The sequence below is a fragment of the Shouchella miscanthi genome, assembly GCF_007725405.1.
Taxonomy (GTDB): domain Bacteria; phylum Bacillota; class Bacilli; order Bacillales; family Bacillaceae_D; genus Shouchella; species Shouchella hunanensis.
This window is the reverse complement of the sequence record NZ_CP042163.1, coordinates 2060699-2083651: the sequence shown is the minus strand read 5'-3', so window position 1 is coordinate 2083651 and position 22953 is coordinate 2060699. Positions and strand designations below refer to the sequence as shown.

The following is a 22953-nucleotide window of genomic DNA, read 5'->3' as shown; positions in this document are numbered from 1 at the left end:
TACAAATTGGACAAGTTCTGGTTTGAGATCTAAATGAAGATGAATGACTGCTTTTCTGCGTGTTTACACTAGGAAGATGCGTCTGTAGATTGAGCGATAACGCTACTACAGGTGTGTCTTCCTTTTTTTATTGATAAAACAAAACCATTGGAGGAACGAATGATGAAAAAAAGTATCACGATCACTTTAAGTATGGCGGCTATCACAGCTTTAGTAGGGTGTGGCCAATCAGGATCCAACACAGGCGAGGCACCAACAGATTTAGTCATATCGACATGGGGCTTTGCGGAAGATTTCTTTAATGAAGAAGTGTATGCACCATTTGAAGAAGAGCACAATGTAAACATTGTTGTTGATATCGGGAACAATGCAGAGCGATTAAACCGGATCCGACAAGGCACAGCTACTATTGATGTGATTTATCTTTCTGATTATTATGCCCAACAAGGTATTGATGAAGGTCTTTTTGCCAACATTGATCGTAGTCGAATTCCTGCAATTGATGACCTTTATGAACTAGCTCAAGCACCGCTCGGCGATGAGTATGGCCCAGCATATACCGTTGGTCAATTTGGCATTGCCTATAACCCTGATGAAGTTGAATCGCCGATCACTAGTTGGTCTGATTTATGGGACGAAGGATTGAGTAACAATATAACAATACCAAATATTACAGCTACTACTGGACCGATGTTTTTAGATGCAGCATCCATCGTTGCTGGTGAAGACACGTTTAATGAAGATGCCGCTTTTGACCAGTTAACTACACTCAAAGCTAATGTCGTAAAAGAATATGACCGAACATCCGACTTCGTGAATATGTTTTCACAAGGCGAAATTGTAGCAGGTCCTTTTATGGAAATGTATTTAAAAGATTTACTTGCTGCGGTACCAGGAACAGAGTTTGTTACACCGTCTGAAGGCGCTTATGCGGTATTGAACACGGTAAATGTTGTTGAAGGCAGTGACAATAAAGAGCTAGCTGAAGAATTTATTAATTGGCATTTAAGCAAAGAAGTTCAAGAGGCTTCAGCAAAAGCAAAAATTGATTCACCTGTTAATAAACTCGTTGAGCTCTCTCCGGACGAAGCAGAAGGTATTACGTATGGTGAAGACACCATTAATGAATTAAAACTACTTGATATGGAATTTGTCAATGAACAATCGGCACAGTGGATTGATCGTTGGAATAGGGAAATTGCGAATTAAGGAGACTTTTTTATGAAGCAAAAGCTTTTACTTGATGTAGATACAGGCATTGATGATGCCCTTGGGATTCTACTTGCAGCAAATGATAGAGACACTGAATTACTAGGCATTACAACAGTGAATGGAAACGTTTCGCTCCAACAAGCGACAACGAACACATTAAACGTGTTAGCATTGGTCGGAAAAATGTGCCCGGTTGTAAAAGGAGCGGAAACGCCCCTTTTACGCCCTTCTCACTTTGAAAAGTCCGTTCATGGTGAAAATGGACTTGGCGGCGCGCTCCAAGATGTTGAACCTAGCACATTGCCAAGTCCTGGCTTTGCGCCTGACTTCATGATCGAGCAAGCACGTCGGTATCCAGGAGAAGTCACGTTTGTTATGACTGGCCCCTTAACGAACTTAGCGCTAGCAGTCAAAAAATGTCCTGATCTACCGCAACTCTTAAGCAAAGTAGTGTACATGGGTGGAGCAGCATTTACGTATGGCAATATCACACCTGCCGCGGAATACAACATGTATGTTGATCCGGAAGCAGCTCGAATTGTACTTCAAGCAGGTTTTACATCATTAACGCAAATCGGACTAGATGTTACACGACAGGCATTGCTTACCCGTACTCATATCGATTCTCTTCAAACATCAAAAGTGAAACATTTTGTAAAAACGTCCACTGCGCATTATATCGAACGGTATGAACAACGCAATGGTGTAGCAGCCTGTGCTCTTCATGATCCACTTGCTGTCGCATATGCCATTCGACCGGATCTTTGTGAAACTAAATTTCTTTATACAGACATTGAAACGACAAGTCGGTTATGTGATGGTCAAACAATTTGTGATTTGCAAGATCGCTTGCAGGAAAAACCGAACGTTCACGTCGCGTTAAAGGTAGATGTAGACGCATTTATCTCTTACTTTTTGACAACCATTCAACATCATTTACATTAAACCGTTTTTAAAAAGAGGTGGCTATATTGAAACAATCTGGACGTTATCTTTTGCTTCTTCCAGGACTGCTATTTTTAGCAATTTTTATGCTTATTCCGCTTGTCCTCACAATAAGTTCTACTTTTGTTGAGGATGGAAACTTTTCAGTATCAGGCTACTTGAATTTTTTAACAGACGCATATTTCTTAGACATTTTATGGACGACGCTTTACGTTGCGTTATTAACGACGTTCTGCTGTATCGTGCTGGCGTTCCCAGTAGCCTACTATGTTTCTAGAGTAAAAGGATCAAAAAAAGCCCTTCTGCTTATGCTAGCAATTTTCCCGTTGCTTGTTAGTCCTATTGTACGCTCATTTAGCTGGATGATTATTTTAGGCAGAAACGGTCTACTAAATGATTTTCTGCTATCTATTGGTATGATTCAAGAGCCATTAACCATTCTGTATACACCTGTCGCAGTAGCAATTGGTTTAGTTCATTTATTTTTGCCACTTATGATTGTAACGCTTGTTGGTGTCATGGAAAATATTGATACCGATTATATACGAGCCGCAGAGAGTTTAGGTGCATCTAAAACAACAGCCTTTTTAAAGGTAATGTTCCCTCTTTGTATGCCGGGATTATTAATAGGATGTACGCTTGTCTTCGTCGGTAGTTTTACAGCTTATACAACACCAGCACTTCTCGGTGGTCAGCAGCGCGTCATTTCTACCTTCCTTTATCAAAATGCCATCACTTTGAATGACTGGAATACGGCCGCCATGATTGCGACCATTATGATCGTCCTGACATTCTTTATTACAGGGATCTTTCAAAAACTTGCAACTAAGCTCAACCCAGGAGGATCTTAAAATGAATCAACAGAATCATTTTGCTCTCGGACTCATTACCTTTAGTATCTTTCTGTTCTTGCTTGGACCGCTTGCGATTATTTTTGTCGCATCGTTTGAACCAACAAGCGTGCTACAATTCCCACCAACTGGGTTCTCCCTTGAATGGTATCAAAACATTTTCACGGTATCTGCCTTTATGGATACGTTTAAGCTATCAATGTTCGTCAGCCTTCTCGGGAATCTTTGCGCGTTACTGTTAGGTATTCCTGCTGCTTATGCCCTTAGTCGTTTTGATTTTCGCGGCAAGGGAATCTTAAACGCCATTTTTGTCTCACCTATTTTAATACCGGGAACTGTTTTAGGCTTTACCTTTTTACGTTACTTAATTGTAAGCTACAGTTTACCTCTTGAGGCAGCTCTTTTTATTGGACATACCATTTTAATGCTTCCGTTTATTATTCGGGTCATTGCATCGAGCATGGCAAATTTTGATTTTTCCATTGAAGAAGCCGCAATGAATTTAGGCTCAAGTCGAATTGGCGCTTTTTTTCGTGTCATTATTCCAAACATCAAATCAGGTATTATAGCCGGCGTATTAATTGCGTTTCTTGAATCGTTTAACAACGTCGATATTTCCGTATTTCTAACAGGTCCAGGGCTTAGTACCTTACCTATCCAAATGCTGACCTATGTTGAACATTATTTCGATCCAACTGTAGCAGCCATTTCCGTGCTGTTAATGATCTTTACTGCCGTATTTATGTTTTTAATTGAACGGTTAGTTGGATTGTCCCACTTTACAAAACGCTAAGTTTAAACGATGGAGGATGCACAATGACTTTATTATCATTAGATCAAATTACAGTTGCGTATCAGAAACAACCTATTTTAAAAGACTTTGAGCTTTCAATTGAGAAAGGCCAGCTCATTTCACTGCTTGGTCCAAGTGGTTGCGGAAAAACGACGACCTTACGTCTCATTGCTGGTTTTATTGAAGCAAATGCAGGTCGATTCACATTCAAGGATCAAGATTATACAAAAGTACCTGTCTCCAAACGTAATTTCGGATTTGTATTTCAAAATTACGCGCTATTTCCCCACCTATCCGTTTTTGACAACATCGCATTTGGGTTGAAATTACGCAAGCAGTCAAAACAAGAGATCGAAAAGCGAGTGAAACAAGTTCTTGAAGTCGTTAATTTAATCGGTTTTGAACACCGTTTTCCAAAAGAATTATCCGGTGGCCAAAGACAACGTGTTGCGATTGCTCGAGCGCTCGTTATTGAGCCTGATTTGCTTTTATTTGATGAACCACTTAGCAATTTAGATGCAAATTTACGAGAAAGCATGCGTGTAGAAATTAGAAGAATTCAGCAAGAATTAGGAATCACAACGGTTTACGTGTCTCATGATCAAGAAGAATGCTTTTCTATTTCGGATCAAGTAGCCATTATGAACAACGGTGTCATTGAACAGCTGCATACACCCGCACATATTTACCGTTATCCAAAGACCCAATTTGTTGCTGAATTTATAGGCTTTAAAAACTTTATTCACTTTTCCAATCGTTCTGATCTAGGTGACAAGCTTCTTTTAACTGCTGGAAGTCATTCATTTCATGTAAAAAAGCATGAGCATAGCAAAGTTGGTATGACAGGCGCCATTCGACCAGATGATCTTGAATTACTGCTTGAGCCCGTTTCACCTGAGCAAGTCAATTATGTACCTGGTACAGTCAAGATTTGTACGTTTCTTGGGAGAAGCTACCAATGTACCGTTGAAACTGCACTCGGTACATTCACAGTGAATGCCGCAATTAGACAGCCACTTGAAATTGGAAGAAACGTTACACTTTATTTTCCAGAGAACAAAATTGTCGTAGTAGAATAGGAAGGGTGAAATATATGCACATTGAAACCATTGTCACGAATGCCCAGGTTTACAATACTTATACGAAGCAGTTTCGTGAGGTTGATTTTGCGATTGATGGTGGACGATTCGTTGCCATTGGTTCAAAAGATGAGCTTAAAAATCTTACTGCCAAAACGATAATCGATGCAAACAATAAATCTATTATACCCGGGTTAATTGATATTCACCTTCATATTGAGAGCTCTATGGTTACACCAGAAACATTTTCATATGCTTTGCTACAAAACGGTGTAACAACGATTGTTCCCGAACCTCATGAAATGGCGAATGTATTTGGTATTGAGGGTGTTCGAGCGATGATCCAAGCAAGTGACTACTGTACCGTTGATATGCTATATGCTATTCCAAGCTCTGTTCCTGCTACCTCACTTGAAACAACAGGTGGAGAGATTGGCATAAAAGAAATGGATGAATTAATGGCTACAGAGCAAATTCAGTGCCTCGGTGAAATAATGAACTTCGTCGATGTCATTCATGACCCAGATTCAAAGACAAATCAAGTGTTAAACCATTTTCGTGAACACTATCCAACTTTGCCAATTGAAGGACATGTTCCGAAATTGACTGGTCTTGATCTTGATCAAATTTTGCTTTCAGGTATTGGGTCCGATCATACCCACCAAACGGTTGATGGATTGAGAGCAAGAATTGAAGCTGGTATGTTCGTTCAAATACAAGAAAAATCAATGACCGATGACGTACTTGATTATGTAATGACTCACGATGTGAGTGAACATTTTTGTTTTGTTACCGATGATATTATGACAGATGTCTTGTTTGAAAAAGGTCACTTAAATATACTTGCGGAAAAAGCTGTAAAAGCAGGCATGCGCTACGAAGATGTGATTTATGCTTGTACTGCCACACCGGCAAAGCGAATGAACATGATTGATCGTGGTGCGATTGCGGTTGGAAAAATTGCTGACTTTTGCATTGTTAATGAAAACAATCATTTCTCCTTCTCAGCCGTCTATAAAAATGGGGTTTGTGTGTTTGATGCCCTGTTGAAAGAAAAACAACAAGTGCGTCCCGACCAATTCCCAGCACATTTTTATAAGAGCGTTCATTTGCCTCTTTTAACTGCTGAAGATTTCATCATTAAGACGGAAAACACTCCAGAGGAGAAAAAAGTTCGGGTCATGAATGTAAGGGATGGCTCCACATTCACCAAAGAAACACATGTCTCGCTTTCTGTTCAGGACGGTATACTTGAGTGGGAAAAATCGGATTGTCGCCTTATTGCAACATTTGAACGCCACAAAAAAACAGGTAATCGGGCTCATGGGCTTATTACTGGTGATATTATTCGTGAAGGTGCCATTGCTACAACCTATTCTCATGACAACCATAACCTACTTGTTATTGGAACAAATGTAGCAGACATGGTGAAAGCAGCAAACACCGTAATTGAAGCACAAGGTGGCTTTTGCGTTACCCATAATAATGATGTTAAAGCGTTCCTGCCTCTTCCAGTTGGTGGCATTTTATCTGAAGCCCCTCTTGATAAAGTTGGACAGGATGTGAAAGAGCTTGTAGAATCCATGAGAGCTTTGGGTTATAAACATTATAATCCAATTATGTCGGTGTCCACCCTATCTCTCCCTGTTAGTCCAGCATTAAAAATAACGGACTTTGGCTTAATAGATGTGAATAAAGGAAAAGTTGTTTCGCTGTTTGTTTAGTTTTTATTCATTTAATATGGTAAGTGAAATTATAAACGTTCATGTTACTTGCATGAACGTTTTTTTTCTTGCACGTATACTTTTATGGTTATCCTCTTTTCTTTCGTTCTAAAAATTGGCATAAGAACGAAAAAACAAACCGCTAACATTTGTGATATTAGCGGTTTGTTTCATCAGTTTATCTCTTTGAAGGGAGAATACATTCAGTATACACGACAACTTCTTTCCTGTAAACAAAACTATTGCACTAAAGAAACTTTTTATTGATTTGAACGATTGTATACTTCAATAGCACGATTTGTTCCTTCAACAGCCTGTTGTAATGCAGCTTCCGGCTCCGTCCCTTGAAACATGTTCTCCATCGCCGTTACAACCTGTTGACGGGATTCTGGAAACACTGACATGAAAGCGCCTTGTGTAGCTGATGAAGGAATCGTTGCTTGTAATTGCTCAATCGGCGCTTTTAGTTGTGGGATTTTGTTATGCTGTTCCTGTACGATCGTTTCTTCGTATGCTTCAGGATGAATGGCAAAATAACCAGTATTCACATGCCAGTCTGCTTGCACTTCTGGTGTTTGTAAATACTTCAAAAATTCAAATGCGGCTTCCTGTTCTTTTTCTGGGATTCCGCTTGCCATCCAAATCGATCCTCCGCCAATCACTACACCATGTCGATCTAGCTCATCAGCGTAAGGAATAAACCCAACTCCTACATCAAATGACGCCGTTTCCACTGTTTCTTTAATGCCTGCAGAGGAATCTAAAATCATCGCTACTTGCTCCGCTTGAAATGCTGCGCGAATATCGTCCCAATTTTGTCCGAAATAACCAAACGTCTCGTCTTCATACATCTCATTCATCCATTCAAATACCCGTAGCCCTTCATCATGACCAAACATTGCTTCTGTCGCATCGCCTGAACGTCCATTATCCATATTGACATAATCAGCGCCTTGGGTTGCGAGTAACTGTTCAAAAAACCAGCCGTACCCTAAAATTGAAAAACCATATTGACCTTCTTTCGTCAATACTTCTGCTGCATCCTTGATTTCAGCAAACGTCTCAGGTGGTTGTTCAGGGTCTAAGCCAGCTTCTGCGAAAGCATCTTTATTGTAATAAAGGCCTGGTGTAGAAGAGTTAAACGGCATCGAGTAAAGTGATTCATTTACGGTGTAATAAGATAAGATATTCTCTTCTAGCTGCGAAACGTCATAGCTATCTTTATCAATCCACTCTTGAACTGGCGTAATATGACCACTTTCCGCCATATACTTTGTCCCAATTTCAAACACTTGAACAAGTCCTGGTGCATCTGGTGTTCCACCTACACTACGAAACTTGGTTAGTAATTCTTCATATGTTCCTTGAAATTGCGGAACAATTGTCACTTCATCCTGAGATTGATTGTACACATCAACAAGCTCGGTTAACGTATCACCTAATCCACCAGCCATACCGTGCCAAAACTCCACCTCAACGGCTTCATCAGAACCTTGTGATTGCGATGCGGTCTCCTCTGCCTCTATACCTCCACAAGCTGTTAAAAAACTAACACCAATCCCCATTGATAAAAACATCGCTGCTTTCTTCACGAAATCCTCACCTTTCTTCTTTTCATCATTTTATCGCGCCTTGTGTTAATCCTTTCTGAAGCTGTTTTTGACCTATAAATAGTAAGAGCATTGTTGGAATAATGACCACGACAACCCCAGCCATCACTACACCCCAATCGGTTGACACCTCTACTGTCTGCAATTGCTTCAACCCAATTTGAACAGTCCTAACTGAATCATTCGTTGTTACAAGCATTGGCCAAAGATACATATTCCAAGTTGTTAGAAAGCTATAAATACCTAAGGTGACCAGACTTGTTTTCGCATAAGGAAGCACCACTTTGTAAAAGAATTGAAATTGCGATAATCCCTCTATTTGAGAAGCTTCATAGAGCTCATGGGGAATCGTCTTAAAATGTTGTCGCAATAGAAAGGTTCCAAACGCAAGTGCAAAAAATGGAACAGTTAAACTCAAATAAGAATTTATCCAACCTAACTGCTGCACGGTTAAGAAGTTTGGAATAATCGCTGCTTCCCAGGGGATCATTAGGGTCGATAGAAACAAAGCAAAAACGAACGATCTTCCTTTAAAGGGAATAAAGGCAAACACAAATGCGGATAGCGAACAGACTATGAGTTGCCCGATCATTAAAGCAGATGAAACAATAAAACTGTTTTTTAAATAGTGGAGTAGCGGTACCGATTCAAACACCTTAATATAATTACGCCATTCTAATTCTGTCGGAACAAAAACACGATTCATTACATCTACATGATTCATAAAACTAACAAGAATCGCATAAAGAATTGGAAAGAAAAAAACGAACGAAGCACACGAAAGACAGGCATATAAGAAAATAAGTTTTGTTATTTTCATTGATAATGCACCTTCTTTTCTCCAAAATGAAATTGAAGAAACGTTAAGATAAACACGACGGAAAACAACATCACAGCTTGTGCGCTAGCTGTGCCAAATTGATAATTAATAAATGCGTCTTGATAAATGGAATACACAATTAAATTCGTTGAATGAGCTGGTCCCCCACCTGTAAGAATATCGACTTGTCCGAACGATTGAAAAGAATGAATAAACGTAATCGTAAAAATGAAAAACAGTGTCGGTGACAGCATTGGAATGGTAATTCGTTTTAACTTATAGAAATATGTAGCTCCATCAATTCTTGCACTCTCATACAGATTTTGGTCGATGTTTTGTAATCCACCTAATAAAATGAGAAACGAAAATCCTGTATTCATCCAAATCGTAGTAATAGCAACCGAAATTAAAGCCCATGTTGGATCTAATAACCAAGGAACTGCAGATACCCCAATGAATTCAAGTAGGGTGTTTAACATACCAACCGTAGGATGAAACAAAAATAACCAAATGACGGCGGAAGCCGCTACAGACATCCCTAATGTTGAGGAAAAAACCGTTCTAAAGAACCCAATTCCTTTCACTTTTTCGTTTGCAAGTAATGCTAATATAAAGGCAATACCTATCCCGATTGGAACTGTATACAGAACGAATAATAACGTTGCACTTATACTCTTCTGAAACGTCACAGACTGTAGGAGATAAAGGTAGTTTTCAAATCCTACAAACAATGATGAATTCCCTTGAGCGTCTGTTAGGAAAAAACTTAAATACAACGTGCGTATCATTGGATAAAATAAAAATACTGAAAAAATAATGAGCGATGGTAGTAAATAAACAAATGCCAATCTATAATTGACCGTTCGTTTCCATAGGCTTTTTTTCTCTTCCTGTTGCAACTGTTTGATCTTTTGATTCACTCGGCGACTTTCAGCTAAGTCCAAGATGCACCACCTCATCTCTAAAGCTAGGGGCAAGAAGCGTTTCTTCTGTCTCACAGTCAAATAAAAACAATTTATCCTGAGAAAACGAAATGCTTATTTTTTCTCCTTGCTGATGTCTCCACTGGCCAGACCACGTTGCTTTCCACACAGATTCACCAACAGAAAAAGAGATCACCGTCTCGTTTCCAAGTAATTCACTGCTATCTACTTCTACTTCAAGCGAAATCGGACGTTCCATCCCTTCTCTTTTACCAATACATTCTGGACGCACTCCAACAAAGATGGTATCTCCTGAAAGCTTCTTTAATTCACATTCGGTTAATTGAATTACTTGATTTGCAGCAAAATAGATGGATCCATTTACGCGATCAATTGTAGCTCTCGAGACATTCATTGGAGGTGAGCCAATAAACGTTGCAACAAAGCGGTTAACAGGGTTGTTGTAGATGGCGAGTGGCGAACCAATTTGCTGCACAATCCCGTCACGTAAAACCATTATCCGATCCCCCATTGTCATCGCCTCTACCTGATCATGAGTAACATAAACCATTGTCATCCCAACTTTTTGTTGCATGTGACGAATTTCTGTACGCATTTGTGCTCTTAGCTTTGCGTCTAAATTTGATAGAGGTTCATCCATTAGACAAAGCTTTGTCTTGCTCACAACTGCTCTAGCAAGTGCTACGCGTTGACGTTGTCCTCCTGATAATTCCCTAGGCTTCCTATCTAGATAAGGAATTAAGCCAAGCATTTCAGCAGCTTCTATGCATCGCGCTTCCCTGTCGAGTTTTTTAACTTTTCTAACCTTCAATCCGAATACTATGTTTTCTTTCACTGTTAAATGTGGATATAAGGCGTAATTTTGAAATACCATTGATAGTTCGCGCTCACTCGGTGATAAATGATTGGCTATTTTTTCATAAAGTTTAAGCTCCCCAGCGCTGATTTTTTCGAGGCCAGCAATCATTCGTAGCAAAGTACTTTTGCCACATCCAGAGGGGCCAACTAAAACAAAAAACTCGCCTTCATGAATCGTTACTCCCACATCTTCAATAACAAAGGTCTGCCCATCATAACTTTTACACAACTGATTCAGCTCTACGTGATTTTTCAATTATGTACCTCCTGAAAATGAAATCAACTGTACCATGAATAATTGTAACGACCACCTCCACAAGTAACTTTACAAGCGAAAGATTAACCTTGCGTAAAGGATATATGAAGTGTTTTTTTAATCTTCCCTGCTAGAGCTTCATAAACTTCACATAAAAAAGACCACCTAATTGATGGTCTTCTTTTCTACTACGTTTTTAAAATATCCACTTCGTGAAGCTGATTGCCATTTAAATGCCGAATAATAAACGTATAGCCCTTGTAGGGAATTTCGTCTCCTTCTGCTAAATCGTACTGTTGTTCATACAACCACCCTGCGATTGTTTCTGCGTCATTTGACTCTAAATCGAGTGCAAGCACTTGGTTCACATCGTGAATTGGCGTTTGACCTTGAATTCGGTAATGGTTTGGTTCTATTTCTTCAATGACGTTTGGCTCGTCTACATCATATTCATCCCGAATGTCACCAACAATCTCTTCAAGAATGTCTTCGAGGGTCAATAGACCTGCTGTCCCACCATATTCATCGAATAAAATAGCCATATGAATATGTTTTTGTTGCATTTCAATTAAAATATCGCGGATACGCACCGTTTCAAATACCGTAATAACCGGATAAACAATCTCTCCAAGCTGATTTCTTCCTTCTTTTGAAAGAAGAGACGATAGAAAATCACGCACATTCAGTATTCCAACAATTGAATCCTTGTCTTCGCCTATAACTGGGTATCGTGTGAAGCTATGGTTTTTTATTAACGACAGAATGTCTTCATCGGTATAATCAAGAGAAATCGTCACCATTTCTGTACGTGGTACCATAATTTCTTTTGCTATTCGTTCATCAAACTCGAACACCTTACTGACATAGTTAAATTCCGATTGATTAATCTCACCACTTTTTAAACTATCTGAAAGAATGAGGCGAAGCTCTTCTTCTGAGTGATGTACTTCATGTTCACTCATCGGCTTAAACCCTAATACTTTGATAAGTAATCGAGCTGACCCGTTCAGTACCCAAATAAATGGATATAACAATCGATAAAACCAAACGAGTGGCTGGCCGATAAAAAGTGTCACTTGCTCAGCTTTTTGAATAGCAATGGTTTTTGGTGCTAGCTCACCAATTACAACGTGAAGAAATGTAGCAAATGCAAAGGAAACAAAGATGGATAACGTTGTAACGAACGCTTCATTCGTCGACAATTCTCCGATAATCGGATGAAGCATCCTTTCAAAGGTTGGTTCTGCTAAGCGTCCGATTCCAAGAGCTGTAATGGTTATCCCTAATTGACAGGCAGATAAATATTCATCTAAATTACTCGTAACTTTCTTTGCGGCAAGAGCGCGCTTACTTCCACCTTCAATATGAGGCTCTAACTGAGTACTTCTTACTTTTACAATCGCAAATTCTGATGCTACAAAAAAAGCTGTAAGAATGATTAATAGTGCTACACCTAAAAGGTTAATGACTGTAGATATATCCAAGAAAGCCCCTCTAGACGAGAGTTCACCTCCAAAAAATCGTGTCGTATCGCTTAACGTATAGGCCCTTCCATGATCCTTTTGCTATTAAATAAGGGTTTACTTGCACGAAAAACAAATGGATGACTAGAAAGGGTTTGTAGCGAAATCATATTCTTCTACTATATAGATATCTTTTAGTGTAGCCTTATTTCTTGTTTTTAATCTAACTTGTTTCAGCCAATAGCCTTTGCTTTCTATCCCAAAATTAGATGAATCGCTTTTTCACTTCGTTTGCTAACATAATTAACCCTCGTTTAAGTTCGTCTAATGTACAATATGCATACGATACCCTGACATAGTGATAGTCATTTGGCTTATATATATACCCTGGATTAATCAGTATGTTTTGTTTTAATAGTGCTAAAAACAGAGATTTTGTGACAACAGGTTGTTTGATCCTTAACCAAATATAAAAACCGCCTTTAGACGATTCCCACTCGGCAATATCACCTACTGTTTTTTGCAAAATCGCTTCAGTGAAGTCCGCCCGCTTTTTTAATGAAGCTCGTAAATTGTATATGTGCTCATAAAAATAGCTAGAATTAAGCCACTGAGCAACTAGCTGTTGGGAAATCGCACTTGTTCCATAATCTAGCTGCATTTTTAAGTCGGCTAAATAGCGTACGACCGATTCTGGACCGACTAGCCAGCCAACTCGTATGCCTGGGCTAATACATTTAGACACACTTCCAATGTAAAGAACTTGTCCAGCTCGATCAAACGATTTTAGAGCAGGTGGCGCCCCGTCAAACGTTAATTCGCTGTAAACGTCATCTTCAATCACTGGCATATGATTTACACTACAACGCTCTACTAGCCGTTTACGTTCCTCTAAAGTAAGGATTTTCCCTGTTGGATTGGAGAGCGTCGGAATTGTATAATACATCGTTTTCTTATTACTTGCTTGAAAAGAGACGCTTGGTATAGAAGGAATTGAGTGTATATAGGAGGCAGCTTCTGTTGTTATCGATGTACCAGTCTCTAACAAACCTAAAGATAATAATTGCAACGCTTGTACCGCACCAGAAACAATCAAAATATTATTAGGTTTTGTCACGATTCCTCGACGCTCTAAATAACTCGTCAAAGTGTTTCGCAAATGAAGGCTTCCCAAGGGTTCAGAATAGCCCAGTTCTTGATTCGTTAAGGTGAGCTCGCTAAACGATTTTAATAAAGCTGTTTGTGGAATGAGTTCAGGAGATAATTCACCAGTCCCTAATCGCACTGTGGTAGGTAGTGCTTCATACTCGTTTATAAGCTGGATTGTTTGTGCATTTACTTTGTACGCACTTTGCTTTATTCGTTGGTGCCAGTCAAGCGTCTGTTGGCGTAATACAAAATCCCATCCCCTTGGCTTCACATACACACCACTACCTTGTCGGCTTTCAATCACGTCTTCTGCTTTCAACTCGTCTAAAACTTGAATAATGGTGCTGCGATTGACACCAAATTGTTCAGCTAGCTTACGCTGACTAGGCAGACGCATTCCATTAGACCAGTGTCCATCCTCTATTTGCTCAACGATCCAGGCTCTTATCTGGTCAAAAAGCGTACGTTTTTCTGTCCGGTTCGGCTTCCAAGTCATGTCTTTCCCCTTCAAAATTGGTTGGATTAATTTTCAACCAATTGGTTGTTTTTTTACTATACATGATTCGATACACTTTCGAAAAGGAGTGATCGAATGCTAAGTGCATTTCTTCATGGTTTTATTCTTGCAAGTGCATTAATAATTCCTATTGGACCACAAAATTTATTTATTTTTAATCAGGGAGCGTCGCAATCATCATTTACAATGAGTTTGCCTGCTGTGTTAACCGCAGCAGTAGCTGATACCATTCTAATCATTGTTGCAGCATTAGGATTATCCATTCTCGTTTTTACGATTCCACTTTTACAACCTTTGCTTTACCTTATTGGAGTCCTGTTCCTCTTTTTCATTGGTTGGTCCATATGGAAACACGATGAGAAGTTGGTTCAAAAAAAGAAAAAACCACTAACAGCAAAAAAACAAATTGTCGTTGCATTATCAATCTCAGTGTTAAACCCTCATGCAGTTTTAGACACCGTTGCAGTAATAGGAACAAATGCTTCCCATTATTCAATTGGGGTAGAAAAGCTAAGCTTTGTTACTGCTTGTATACTCGTTTCATGGATGGCATTTACGCTGCTAGCTTATTTAGGAAGTCATCTGAAGCAAATGGACACACACGGCAAGTATATGAAGTGGATCCATAAAGCGTCTGCTGTAAGCATTTGGCTTCTCGCTCTCTATTTTGGGATTCAAGCATTAAAAAACATGCTCTAGCTCTTTACTGGAAAGGCATGAGCTTGTGCTATGCTAGCCCTACCTTCACTCTTCTCTTCAATGATTGTGAATCGTACAACGTAATTGCCTTTAACAGCACCGATCGTTTTCGGTTTTGTGTTTAGCTATCTATAGCTTGACGCCTTTGCTATGTAGCTGTACCATACAAATAAATAGCTAGATTTTATCCTTTTTTTGTAAGGTGCGACTAATGGGAGACGGAGACATGACTATGTTGACGAAAGAAATAGCAAATGCCATCGTTCAAGAAACATCTATACGTTTAGATCGAAACATCAACATTATGGATAAAGATGGCTATATTATCGCTTCACGGGACGCTGCTCGATTACATACTGTTCATGGCGGCGCTGTTGAAGTACTAAATACTGGTAACAGTTTGACCATTTATCCAACACAAGCGAATCGGTGGGAAGGGGCAATACCCGGTATAAACTTACCAATCTTATTTAACAAAGACATGATTGGTGTTATTGGTATAACTGGTAACCCGGATGAATTAAAAGCAGTTGGTGAACTTGTCAAAATGACGACTGAGCTTATGATTCAGCAAGCCTTTATTACTTCTCAACTTGAATGGAAACAACGCACGAAAGAGATGGTCATTGATCAATTATTAAACCATAGCCCCTCTTATAAAACCATTCAACAAGGATTAGAAATGCTCGACGTACAACTATTGCCACCTTTTATAGCCGTCGCTATACAGCTACATCAGCTGACCATTCAAAAACAAGAATTAATCGATAAAATTGAACAATTATTTGGTCACCATCATGCAATTGCTGGATTTATTAGCCTGAACCAATTAGTTATTGTAGTGTCAAATATGGATGAAGATCACGCTGTTAAACAAATGACATCACTTCAATCATTACTACAAAACCGACAAACAACGTTTACAATTTCATATAGTTTATCGTTTGAGGAATTAAATCAGTTTCATCAAGCCTATTCAGATTGTGAACTAGCCTTAACTATGACGGATAAAGCAAATGCGATTATTTCTTTTAGTCAATTCGAGATCAAAGCTTTATTGCATCAAATTAACCATGCGTTACGGGAACGGTTTTCAAGCCGCGTTCTTAATGATTTAAACGATACCCAGACGTTAACGCTTAAGACGTTTTTTGAAAACGACTTAAACATTCAAAAAACGGCCGACGCACTTTTTTTACATCGAAATACACTTCTATATCGCTTGAATACCATTGTTAACCGAACAGGTTATAATCCGAAAACATTTAACGAATCGCTTATTTTACAAGTCGCACTTTGGATGAAAGAACTGGAGCAGACCACATAGTAATCGTGTAGGAAGTACGTCATTTCGTACTTCCTTTTTTTCATTTCTATTAAGTGCCATTTATGTGCTCTAGTGTGATCCTGCTGTATTTCTAAATTTTTTCTAAAATAATCCAACAAATACAGTTTTATAAATCCGTTCATAGTACAATGAAGATAATGGTTTTATGTGTTCCGCTGAATGAAGTCGAAAGGCAGGTAAGAGAGTGAATTCAATACTTGAACTTCAAAGTGTAAGCAAAACAATTCGGGGTAAACAAATTGTTCAAGATGTTAGCTTTACCGTTAATGCTGGAGAAGTCTTTGGTTTTTTAGGACCCAATGGTGCTGGTAAAACAACAACTATTCGAATGATGGTAGGTCTCTCCGCTTTAACTAGTGGTGATCTATTTATATCTGGTTACAGTATACAATCTTCTTATAGTGAAGCAATTAAACATGTAGGTGTGATTATTGAAAATCCAGAGATGTATAATCATTTAACTGCTCGAAAGAATATGATCCATTTTGCCAGAATGAATGGAGCCATTGACTATGATCGCATCAATGAATTAATTGAACTTGTCGGGCTAACAAACGTTATTGATAAAAAAGTGAAAACATTCTCTTTAGGAATGAAACAACGCTTAGGTATTGCGCAAGCACTCATACATCGCCCTAAGTTACTCATTCTAGATGAACCGACAAATGGCCTTGATCCAGAAGGCATTCGCTTAATACGTACATACTTACGAAAATTAGCGAAGGAAGAAGGTTTAGCTGTTCTCGTTTCCAGCCATCTAATGAGTGAGATGGAGTTGATGTGTGATCGATTTGCGATCATTCAAGAAGGTAAAATGGTTCATGAAGAGATTCTTGTTGGCAATGAAGAAAAAAAACAGTCTAGTTTCGAAGTACGCGTTCAAGAGGATCAACTCGATTCTGCGTTAGCTATCGCCAAAAACTTCGATCATCAAGCAGTGATTCAAGAAAGCAAGCTCTCTCTCTTACTCAACGATAATGAGGTTTCACAATTTATTCGTCAATTAAGCGGCGAAGTCAATGTGAAAGAAGTGATCCAGTCGAAAGAAAGTCTAGAAGATCGCTTTCTTCATTTAACAAATAAAGAAGGTGTCAACATATGATTGGATTAATTCAGAATGAACTTATGAAGCAAAATGCACGCATAAGTACGTGGATTATGCTTATTTTCATCGTAGCCCTCACCTTATTAACCGCTATTTTGATGCATAATGCCTCTACCTATCTTCAATTTGATTCAGATTGGCGCGCATCCGTTCAATCAGATATTACTTATTATGAAGAGTTTAGAGAAGAAGAACCGTTTGCTGATCAACAGATTTTACTTGCAAACTATCGACTTGAACAAGATATTCCTCCAAATTATGCGGTTTCAGATAGTGTATGGATGTTCACCATGAATAACAATGGCGTCATCATGCTTGTGAGTTTATTTATTATTGCGATTGCCGCAACCATTGTCTCTTCAGAATTTAAACAAGGTACAATCAAATTGTTGCTTGTACGGCCACCTTCGCGTATAAAAGTACTGCTATCAAAATATGTAGCCGTACTCATTTACGCGTTTACCTTTCTTGCCGTTCTATGGATTTCATCTTTTCTTATTGGGGCATTGTTTTTCGGCTTTGATAATCAAATCGTTCATCTATACGTAGTCGATGGAGAAGTGCGAGAAAGAGCATACTGGCTTCAATCCATTCTTGTATTTCTTTCTAACATGCCAATGACTATTTTACTTGCTACGTTGGCTTTTGCTATTTCAGCTATGTTTTCGAGTGATATTATGGCCATTGCCATTAGCATTGCCGGTCAATTTCTAGGACTAGTAGCAAACATTATATTATTGGACTTTTACGATTGGGCTATCTTTTTGCCGTTTGTCAATGATCTAAGTCAATACGTTATGGATGGGATGCCTCTTTCCGAGTTAATTAGTCCTCTCTTCTCTTCTATCGTCCTATTTTGTTATTGGTTGCTTTTTATCGGAATCGCTTTATTGGTCTTTCATAAGCGCGAGATTAAACCTTCTTAAAGAAAAAAATTCAGCTCTATGAGCTGAATTTTTTTCTTTAAAATAAGACTGTTAAAATAGATAGTACATTTAGACCGAACAATTGATCCATTAACACAACTGTAATCGCCACTGGCACAATCAAAACCATCACGCTATACCAAATAACAAATAGTTTCCGTCCAAACATACTGCCTTGTCGGAACTCCTTCTTTAAAACCGATTTTGGTACTTTCAATAGTAAAAATAGGCTAATGATCAATGCACCGATTGGCATAAGTATATTAGATACCGTGTAGTCAATAAGGTCAAAAAACGGCATTCCGAAAAGATTAAGCTCACTCATCACGCCAAACGATAAAGTAGATGGAATACCCATTACTAAGACAAGCAAAGCAACAGTCCAGCTGACTTGACGTCTTTTGCTAGCATCTTTTTTTATAAACGCTGCAACTACTATTTCTAATAGCGAAAAAGCTGTGCTCAAAGCTGCAAAGAAAAACAAAATGAAAAATAATACGACAAGCACTTGTCCATACGGTATTTGTGAGAAAATGGTTGGTACTGCTGCAAAAATAAGAGTGGGCCCTTCAGTAGGTTCTAATTGAAAGGTAAACACGCCTGGAAAGATCATAATACCTGCAAGCATAGCAACGAGAATATTCATTCCTCCAAGGGTAATCGCTGATAGTGGAAGATCTTGTTGCTTTGATGCATAGGAACTTAATGTAATCATGATGGACACTCCAAGAGATAAAGCAAAAAAAGACTGCCCTAACGCAAACAGAACGACGTCATTTGATACAGTACTCCAGTCTGGTGAAAATAAAAACCTCAATCCTTCTTGAGCCCCATCCAATGTCAATGAGTAACCAGCTAGAATAAGCAAGAGAATAAATAAAATCGGTATCATCCACTTACTCGCTTTTTCAATTCCTTTTTGCACACCCTTTGATACAATACCCGCAGCAAGAGCAAGAAAGATTGCTTGCGCACCTACTGCTAAATAAGGGCTTGCGATTAATTCACCAAAACGTTTGGCGTACCCATCAGCATCTAATGAATGTAGTTGTCCAGAAAGAGACGAGCCTAAATAAAGAATGGACCAACCACCAATAACACTGTAAAAAGACAGGATCAGAAAACAAGTCACCACACCTAGCCATCCAGTAAAACGAAACGCTGATGTAGGTGCCATTTGTTTAAACGTTGTTACAGCATCCGCCTGAGAATGTCTCCCCAACATATATTCACCAATTAGCAGAGGAACACCAATTAAAAGTGTAAACAGCAAAAAAAGCACGAAAAAAGCGCCCCCACCACTTGTGCCTGCAATATATGGGAACTTCCATATTGCACCGAGTCCAATTGCACTTCCGGCAGTTGCGTATAAAAACCCTAACTTTGAGGACCATTGTTGCTTTGTTGACATGTTGTAAACTTGCTCCTTTTTTCTAGATCCTTGTGAAAACACCACTAGATAGCAAAACAGATATGTCCACTTGAAACAGACATTTATTTTTATGTCAGCTTGTTCTGACAATTGAATCGCTAGCATGTCTTCCGGTTGTTTCAGTTTTTCCAATGAAGATCCTATTTATTTAAAAACATTTTCTAATCGTAACAAAAACATGTCTTTTCAGCAAGAACATTTTTCACTTCTTTCTCCTCTTAGTCTTTTACCGTTTCCAGTTATTATGTGATGGACTAACTAAAGCGTCCTCCGCCTCCTTTGCTAACACGCATTATTATGACGAGGAGGTAATGTAAAGAAGTGGTTATACATAGCAACGAACCATGCTGACAGCTGTCAGCATGGTTCGTTCACACATTTACGTGATGACGTCCTTTTGGAACTACCAATGGTGTTTTTGAAACAGGATCGGCAATTACATCGCATTTTAATTCAAAGATTTCTTGGATAAGTTCACTCGTGATGACTTCCCCTGGTAAGCCTTCTGCTATAAGACGGCCTTGTTTTAAAGCAAAGATATAATCAGCGTAACGGGCAGTAAGGTTAATATCATGTAGAACCATAACAATTGTCGTTCCATGCTTACGGTTCAAGTCCGTTAGCAGATCAAGAATTTCCACTTGGTACGTAATATCCAAAAATGTAGTCGGTTCATCAAGAAGCAAAATGTCAGTTTGTTGCGTTAACGCCATTGCAATCCAAACGCGTTGCCTTTGTCCACCAGACAATTCATCGATATTACGATTAGCGAGCTCTGTAATCTTCATCATGTCCATTGCTTCCGTAACCGCTTCATAATCTTTTTTTGACCAGCCTTTAAAGATAGATTGATGAGGGAATCTTCCTCGACCAACAAGATCGGCTACTGTGATTCCCTCTGGAACAATAGGTGATTGCGGTAAAAGACCGAGTACTTTTGCCAACTTTTTAGGGGGGATGTCATGAATTTTTTTGCCATCAAGGGTAATGGAACCTTTATCCGGCTTTAATAAACGTGCCATCGTTTTTAATAAGGTCGATTTGCCGCAAGCGTTCGCTCCTATAATAACGTTTATTTTGTTGTTTGGCACCACTAAACTGACATCATTTAAAATGGTTGTCCCATCATAGCCTGCTACAATGTCTTTTGTTTCAAACTGGTGAGTTCCTTTCATTATAAACTTCCCTTCCGGTTCATACGTATAAGTAAATAAAGCAGGAATGGCGCTCCCAACATACCCGTAATCACTCCAACGGGAAAGCGAATTTCAAACGCAAATTGGCCAACTAAGTCAGCAGCTAAAACTAAGTTTACCCCTACAAGCCCTGCAGGTAGAACGGTTGAAAGACCCGATCCAACTAAGCGTTTCGCAATTGGACCAGCTAAAAATGCTACAAATGCTATCGGTCCTGTCGTTGCTGTAGCGAGCGCAATCATGCATACGGATGCAAAAATAAGCAGCATGCGGGTACGATCAGTATTTAGTCCGAGGGATGTGGCAGACTGCTCTCCTAATTCCAAAATGCTCAAGTGCTTACTTAACAACATGACAACAGGTGAACAAATGATAACCGTTAACATGAGTGGATAGATAGCGTCTAGTTGTGCACCGTTTAAACTTCCGCTTAACCAACGCATTGCTGAAGGAAGATCTTCTTGCGCCCCTCTCATTAGTAAATAGGAGATGACTGCACTTAACATTGCTTGTACGCCAATTCCAACAAGAATAAGACGTCCGACTGAAAACGTTCTTCCTTTTGATAAACCATAAATTAGCACAACGGTTGCGAGACCAGCAAGAATCGCTACAATCGAAACGATGCTATTACTCGTTTGTAGTACAAGAATACAAAATAGAGCAGCAGCACTAGAACCTGCGGTAATGCCAAGTACATCTGGATTGGCTAAGGGATTCCGTAACATCGTTTGAAAGGTGTTTCCGGCAATACCGAAAGCAAAACCAGCAAATAAACCAGCAAGCATTCGAGGAAATCGAATCGTATTAACGGCAAAGTTTATACTCCCGAGTTGTTCTCCTAACAAAGCGCGAAATACGTCATTTGCAGGGTAGATCGTATTTCCTAGCATTAGCATAGCACCGCAAAGTAAAACACCAGTACTAAATAAGGTAACATTGACCGCCCACCAGCGAAATTGTCTTTTCTTACGTCCTAATTGAATCTTTTTCATAGAATGGGTGTTCCGTGTATGTCTCATCATAGTGAACGTACTTTCATGCGCATCGCAAATAAGATTAAAATAGGTGCTCCTATAAAGGCAGTAATGACACCGGCTTCAAGTTCACCAGGACTGCCAATTAAGCGGCCAGCAACATCGGAAATCGTTAGAATAACTGCTCCTGCAATGGCAGAAAGCGGAATAATATAGCGTAAATCAGCGCCAAGTAATAGACGAATGAGGTGAGCAGACAATAGTCCAATAAACCCGATTGGGCCAGCTAAAGCTGTAGTAGCTCCACATAAAATAACACCAGCAAATGCAGCCGTTATACGCAGTAATCCTGTACGAACGCCTTGACCGGTTGCAACTTCATCACCTAGCGCTAGTGCATTTAATGCAGACGCAGAAAGGATTCCTACAAAAAGTCCAACAACAAGAAAAGGTAAGAAAGTCGAAATGGATTCCCAACTTCCCGATCCGACACTACCCACTTGCCAAAAGCGGAATTGATCCATCACATAAGTCCGATTCAGCATAATGGCACTTACGATAGAAGAAAGTGCGGCACTTGTAGCTACGCCTGCTAATACAAGTTTTAGAGGCGTGGCGCCTGCCCGTCCCATGGAACCAATTCCATAAACAAATACGGCTGTGAGCATTGCTCCCACAATGGCAAACAATATATATTGATTCGTTGTACTGATATTAAAAAAGGCTAACCCTGCTACAACAAATAGGGCTGCCCCAGTATTCACACCTAAAATGCTAGGGTCAGCAATTGGATTTCGTGTCACAGCCTGCATAAGTGCACCTGATACGCCGAGAGCGGCTCCACAAAGTAAACTAAAAATTGTCCGCGGAATTCGTTCTCGTACGACACTTGCGCTATAAGTGTCGTATTCAGAGTCAAATAAGCCAGAAAGTAATTCATTCCATGTAATGACACGGGAGCCAAAAGCAACAGAGGAAAGCACGCTAACAAGTAGCATCGCTAATAAAAAGCCGATAACCATTGTTGCGTGCTTAGGTGAATAGCGATG

20 protein-coding genes are annotated in these 22953 nt (G+C 39.4%); 10 read left to right on the top strand and 10 right to left on the bottom strand.

All coding sequences use genetic code 11. From position 1 onward, the window contains the following. Window positions 1–162 precede the first annotated feature (162 nt). From FPV17_RS10505 to FPV17_RS10480, 6 genes are read left to right on the top strand one after another with little or no spacing between them, the layout of a single operon-like run. Window positions 163–1209: an ABC transporter substrate-binding protein gene (locus FPV17_RS10505; protein WP_144560467.1), complete on the top strand. Its 1047-nt coding sequence runs from the start codon at window positions 163–165 to the stop codon at window positions 1207–1209. A gap of 12 nt (window positions 1210–1221) precedes the next feature. After that, a complete protein-coding gene (locus FPV17_RS10500) occupies window positions 1222–2157 on the top strand; it encodes a nucleoside hydrolase (protein ID WP_144558957.1) in 936 nt (311 codons plus the stop codon). Window positions 2158–2183: 26 nt separating this feature from the next. Next, window positions 2184–3008, top strand: a complete 825-nt coding sequence (locus FPV17_RS10495; protein ID WP_144558956.1) for an ABC transporter permease — start codon at window positions 2184–2186, stop codon at window positions 3006–3008. Between the two features lies 1 nt (window position 3009). Then, window positions 3010–3801, top strand: coding sequence for an ABC transporter permease (locus FPV17_RS10490; RefSeq protein ID WP_144558955.1), 792 nt, complete (start codon window positions 3010–3012; stop codon window positions 3799–3801). A gap of 23 nt (window positions 3802–3824) precedes the next feature. Next, the gene (locus FPV17_RS10485; protein WP_144558954.1) at window positions 3825–4880 is read left to right on the top strand and encodes an ABC transporter ATP-binding protein; all 1056 of its coding nucleotides are present in this window, start codon (window positions 3825–3827) and stop codon (window positions 4878–4880) included. Window positions 4881–4894: 14 nt separating this feature from the next. After that, window positions 4895–6604 carry an adenine deaminase C-terminal domain-containing protein gene (locus FPV17_RS10480; protein ID WP_144558953.1) on the top strand — a complete coding sequence of 570 codons (1710 nt, stop codon included), beginning with the start codon at window positions 4895–4897 and terminating at the stop codon, window positions 6602–6604. Window positions 6605–6864: 260 nt separating this feature from the next. Here the strand turns inward: FPV17_RS10480 and FPV17_RS10475 are convergent, their stop codons facing one another. The 6 genes from FPV17_RS10475 to FPV17_RS10450 all read right to left on the bottom strand — a co-directional run bounded on the left by FPV17_RS10475 (window position 6865) and on the right by FPV17_RS10450 (window position 14200). Then, window positions 6865–8181, bottom strand: coding sequence for an ABC transporter substrate-binding protein (locus tag FPV17_RS10475; RefSeq protein ID WP_144560466.1), 1317 nt, complete (start codon window positions 8179–8181; stop codon window positions 6865–6867). A 40-nt stretch (window positions 8182–8221) separates the two neighbouring features. Then, window positions 8222–9034, bottom strand: a complete 813-nt coding sequence (locus FPV17_RS10470) for a carbohydrate ABC transporter permease (RefSeq protein ID WP_144558952.1) — start codon at window positions 9032–9034, stop codon at window positions 8222–8224. Continuing rightward, the gene (locus FPV17_RS10465; protein WP_437183325.1) at window positions 9031–9954 is read right to left on the bottom strand and encodes a carbohydrate ABC transporter permease; all 924 of its coding nucleotides are present in this window, start codon (window positions 9952–9954) and stop codon (window positions 9031–9033) included. The genes FPV17_RS10470 and FPV17_RS10465 overlap by 4 nt, the downstream gene beginning before the upstream one ends. Window positions 9955–9964: 10 nt before the next feature. Further along, window positions 9965–11092 carry an ABC transporter ATP-binding protein gene (locus tag FPV17_RS10460; protein WP_186370781.1) on the bottom strand — a complete coding sequence of 376 codons (1128 nt, stop codon included), beginning with the start codon at window positions 11090–11092 and terminating at the stop codon, window positions 9965–9967. Between the two features lie 188 nt (window positions 11093–11280). Continuing rightward, on the bottom strand, window positions 11281–12576 hold the full coding sequence (locus FPV17_RS10455; protein WP_144558951.1) for a hemolysin family protein: 1296 nt from the start codon (window positions 12574–12576) through the stop codon (window positions 11281–11283). 244 nt (window positions 12577–12820) lie between these two features. Further along, window positions 12821–14200 carry an aminotransferase-like domain-containing protein gene (locus FPV17_RS10450; RefSeq protein ID WP_144558950.1) on the bottom strand — a complete coding sequence of 460 codons (1380 nt, stop codon included), beginning with the start codon at window positions 14198–14200 and terminating at the stop codon, window positions 12821–12823. A gap of 96 nt (window positions 14201–14296) precedes the next feature. On the opposite strand from FPV17_RS10450, the gene FPV17_RS10445 reads away from it, so the two are divergent. The 4 genes from FPV17_RS10445 to FPV17_RS10430 all read left to right on the top strand — a co-directional run bounded on the left by FPV17_RS10445 (window position 14297) and on the right by FPV17_RS10430 (window position 18299). Then, window positions 14297–14920: a LysE/ArgO family amino acid transporter gene (locus tag FPV17_RS10445; RefSeq protein ID WP_144558949.1), complete on the top strand. Its 624-nt coding sequence runs from the start codon at window positions 14297–14299 to the stop codon at window positions 14918–14920. 226 nt (window positions 14921–15146) lie between these two features. Then, the gene (locus FPV17_RS10440; protein WP_186370780.1) at window positions 15147–16247 is read left to right on the top strand and encodes a CdaR family transcriptional regulator; all 1101 of its coding nucleotides are present in this window, start codon (window positions 15147–15149) and stop codon (window positions 16245–16247) included. Between the two features lie 205 nt (window positions 16248–16452). After that, window positions 16453–17370, top strand: a complete 918-nt coding sequence (locus FPV17_RS10435) for an ABC transporter ATP-binding protein (RefSeq protein ID WP_144558947.1) — start codon at window positions 16453–16455, stop codon at window positions 17368–17370. Beyond that, the gene (locus tag FPV17_RS10430) at window positions 17367–18299 is read left to right on the top strand and encodes a DUF2705 family protein (protein WP_144558946.1); all 933 of its coding nucleotides are present in this window, start codon (window positions 17367–17369) and stop codon (window positions 18297–18299) included. The genes FPV17_RS10435 and FPV17_RS10430 overlap by 4 nt, the downstream gene beginning before the upstream one ends. A gap of 37 nt (window positions 18300–18336) precedes the next feature. Here FPV17_RS10430 and FPV17_RS10425 read toward each other — a convergent pair whose 3' ends face one another. The 4 genes from FPV17_RS10425 to FPV17_RS10410 all read right to left on the bottom strand — a co-directional run bounded on the left by FPV17_RS10425 (window position 18337) and on the right by FPV17_RS10410 (window position 22926). Beyond that, window positions 18337–19710: a sodium-dependent transporter gene (locus FPV17_RS10425; protein WP_144558945.1), complete on the bottom strand. Its 1374-nt coding sequence runs from the start codon at window positions 19708–19710 to the stop codon at window positions 18337–18339. Between the two features lie 392 nt (window positions 19711–20102). Next, entirely contained in the window at window positions 20103–20906 is an 804-nt protein-coding gene (locus FPV17_RS10420) for an ABC transporter ATP-binding protein (RefSeq protein ID WP_144558944.1), read from the bottom strand. Further along, on the bottom strand, window positions 20906–21922 hold the full coding sequence (locus FPV17_RS10415) for a FecCD family ABC transporter permease (protein ID WP_246117168.1): 1017 nt from the start codon (window positions 21920–21922) through the stop codon (window positions 20906–20908). Before FPV17_RS10415 ends, FPV17_RS10420 begins: the two co-directional genes overlap by 1 nt. Before the next feature lie 26 nt (window positions 21923–21948). Then, window positions 21949–22926: a FecCD family ABC transporter permease gene (locus FPV17_RS10410; RefSeq protein WP_144560462.1), complete on the bottom strand. Its 978-nt coding sequence runs from the start codon at window positions 22924–22926 to the stop codon at window positions 21949–21951. Window positions 22927–22953 lie beyond the last annotated feature (27 nt).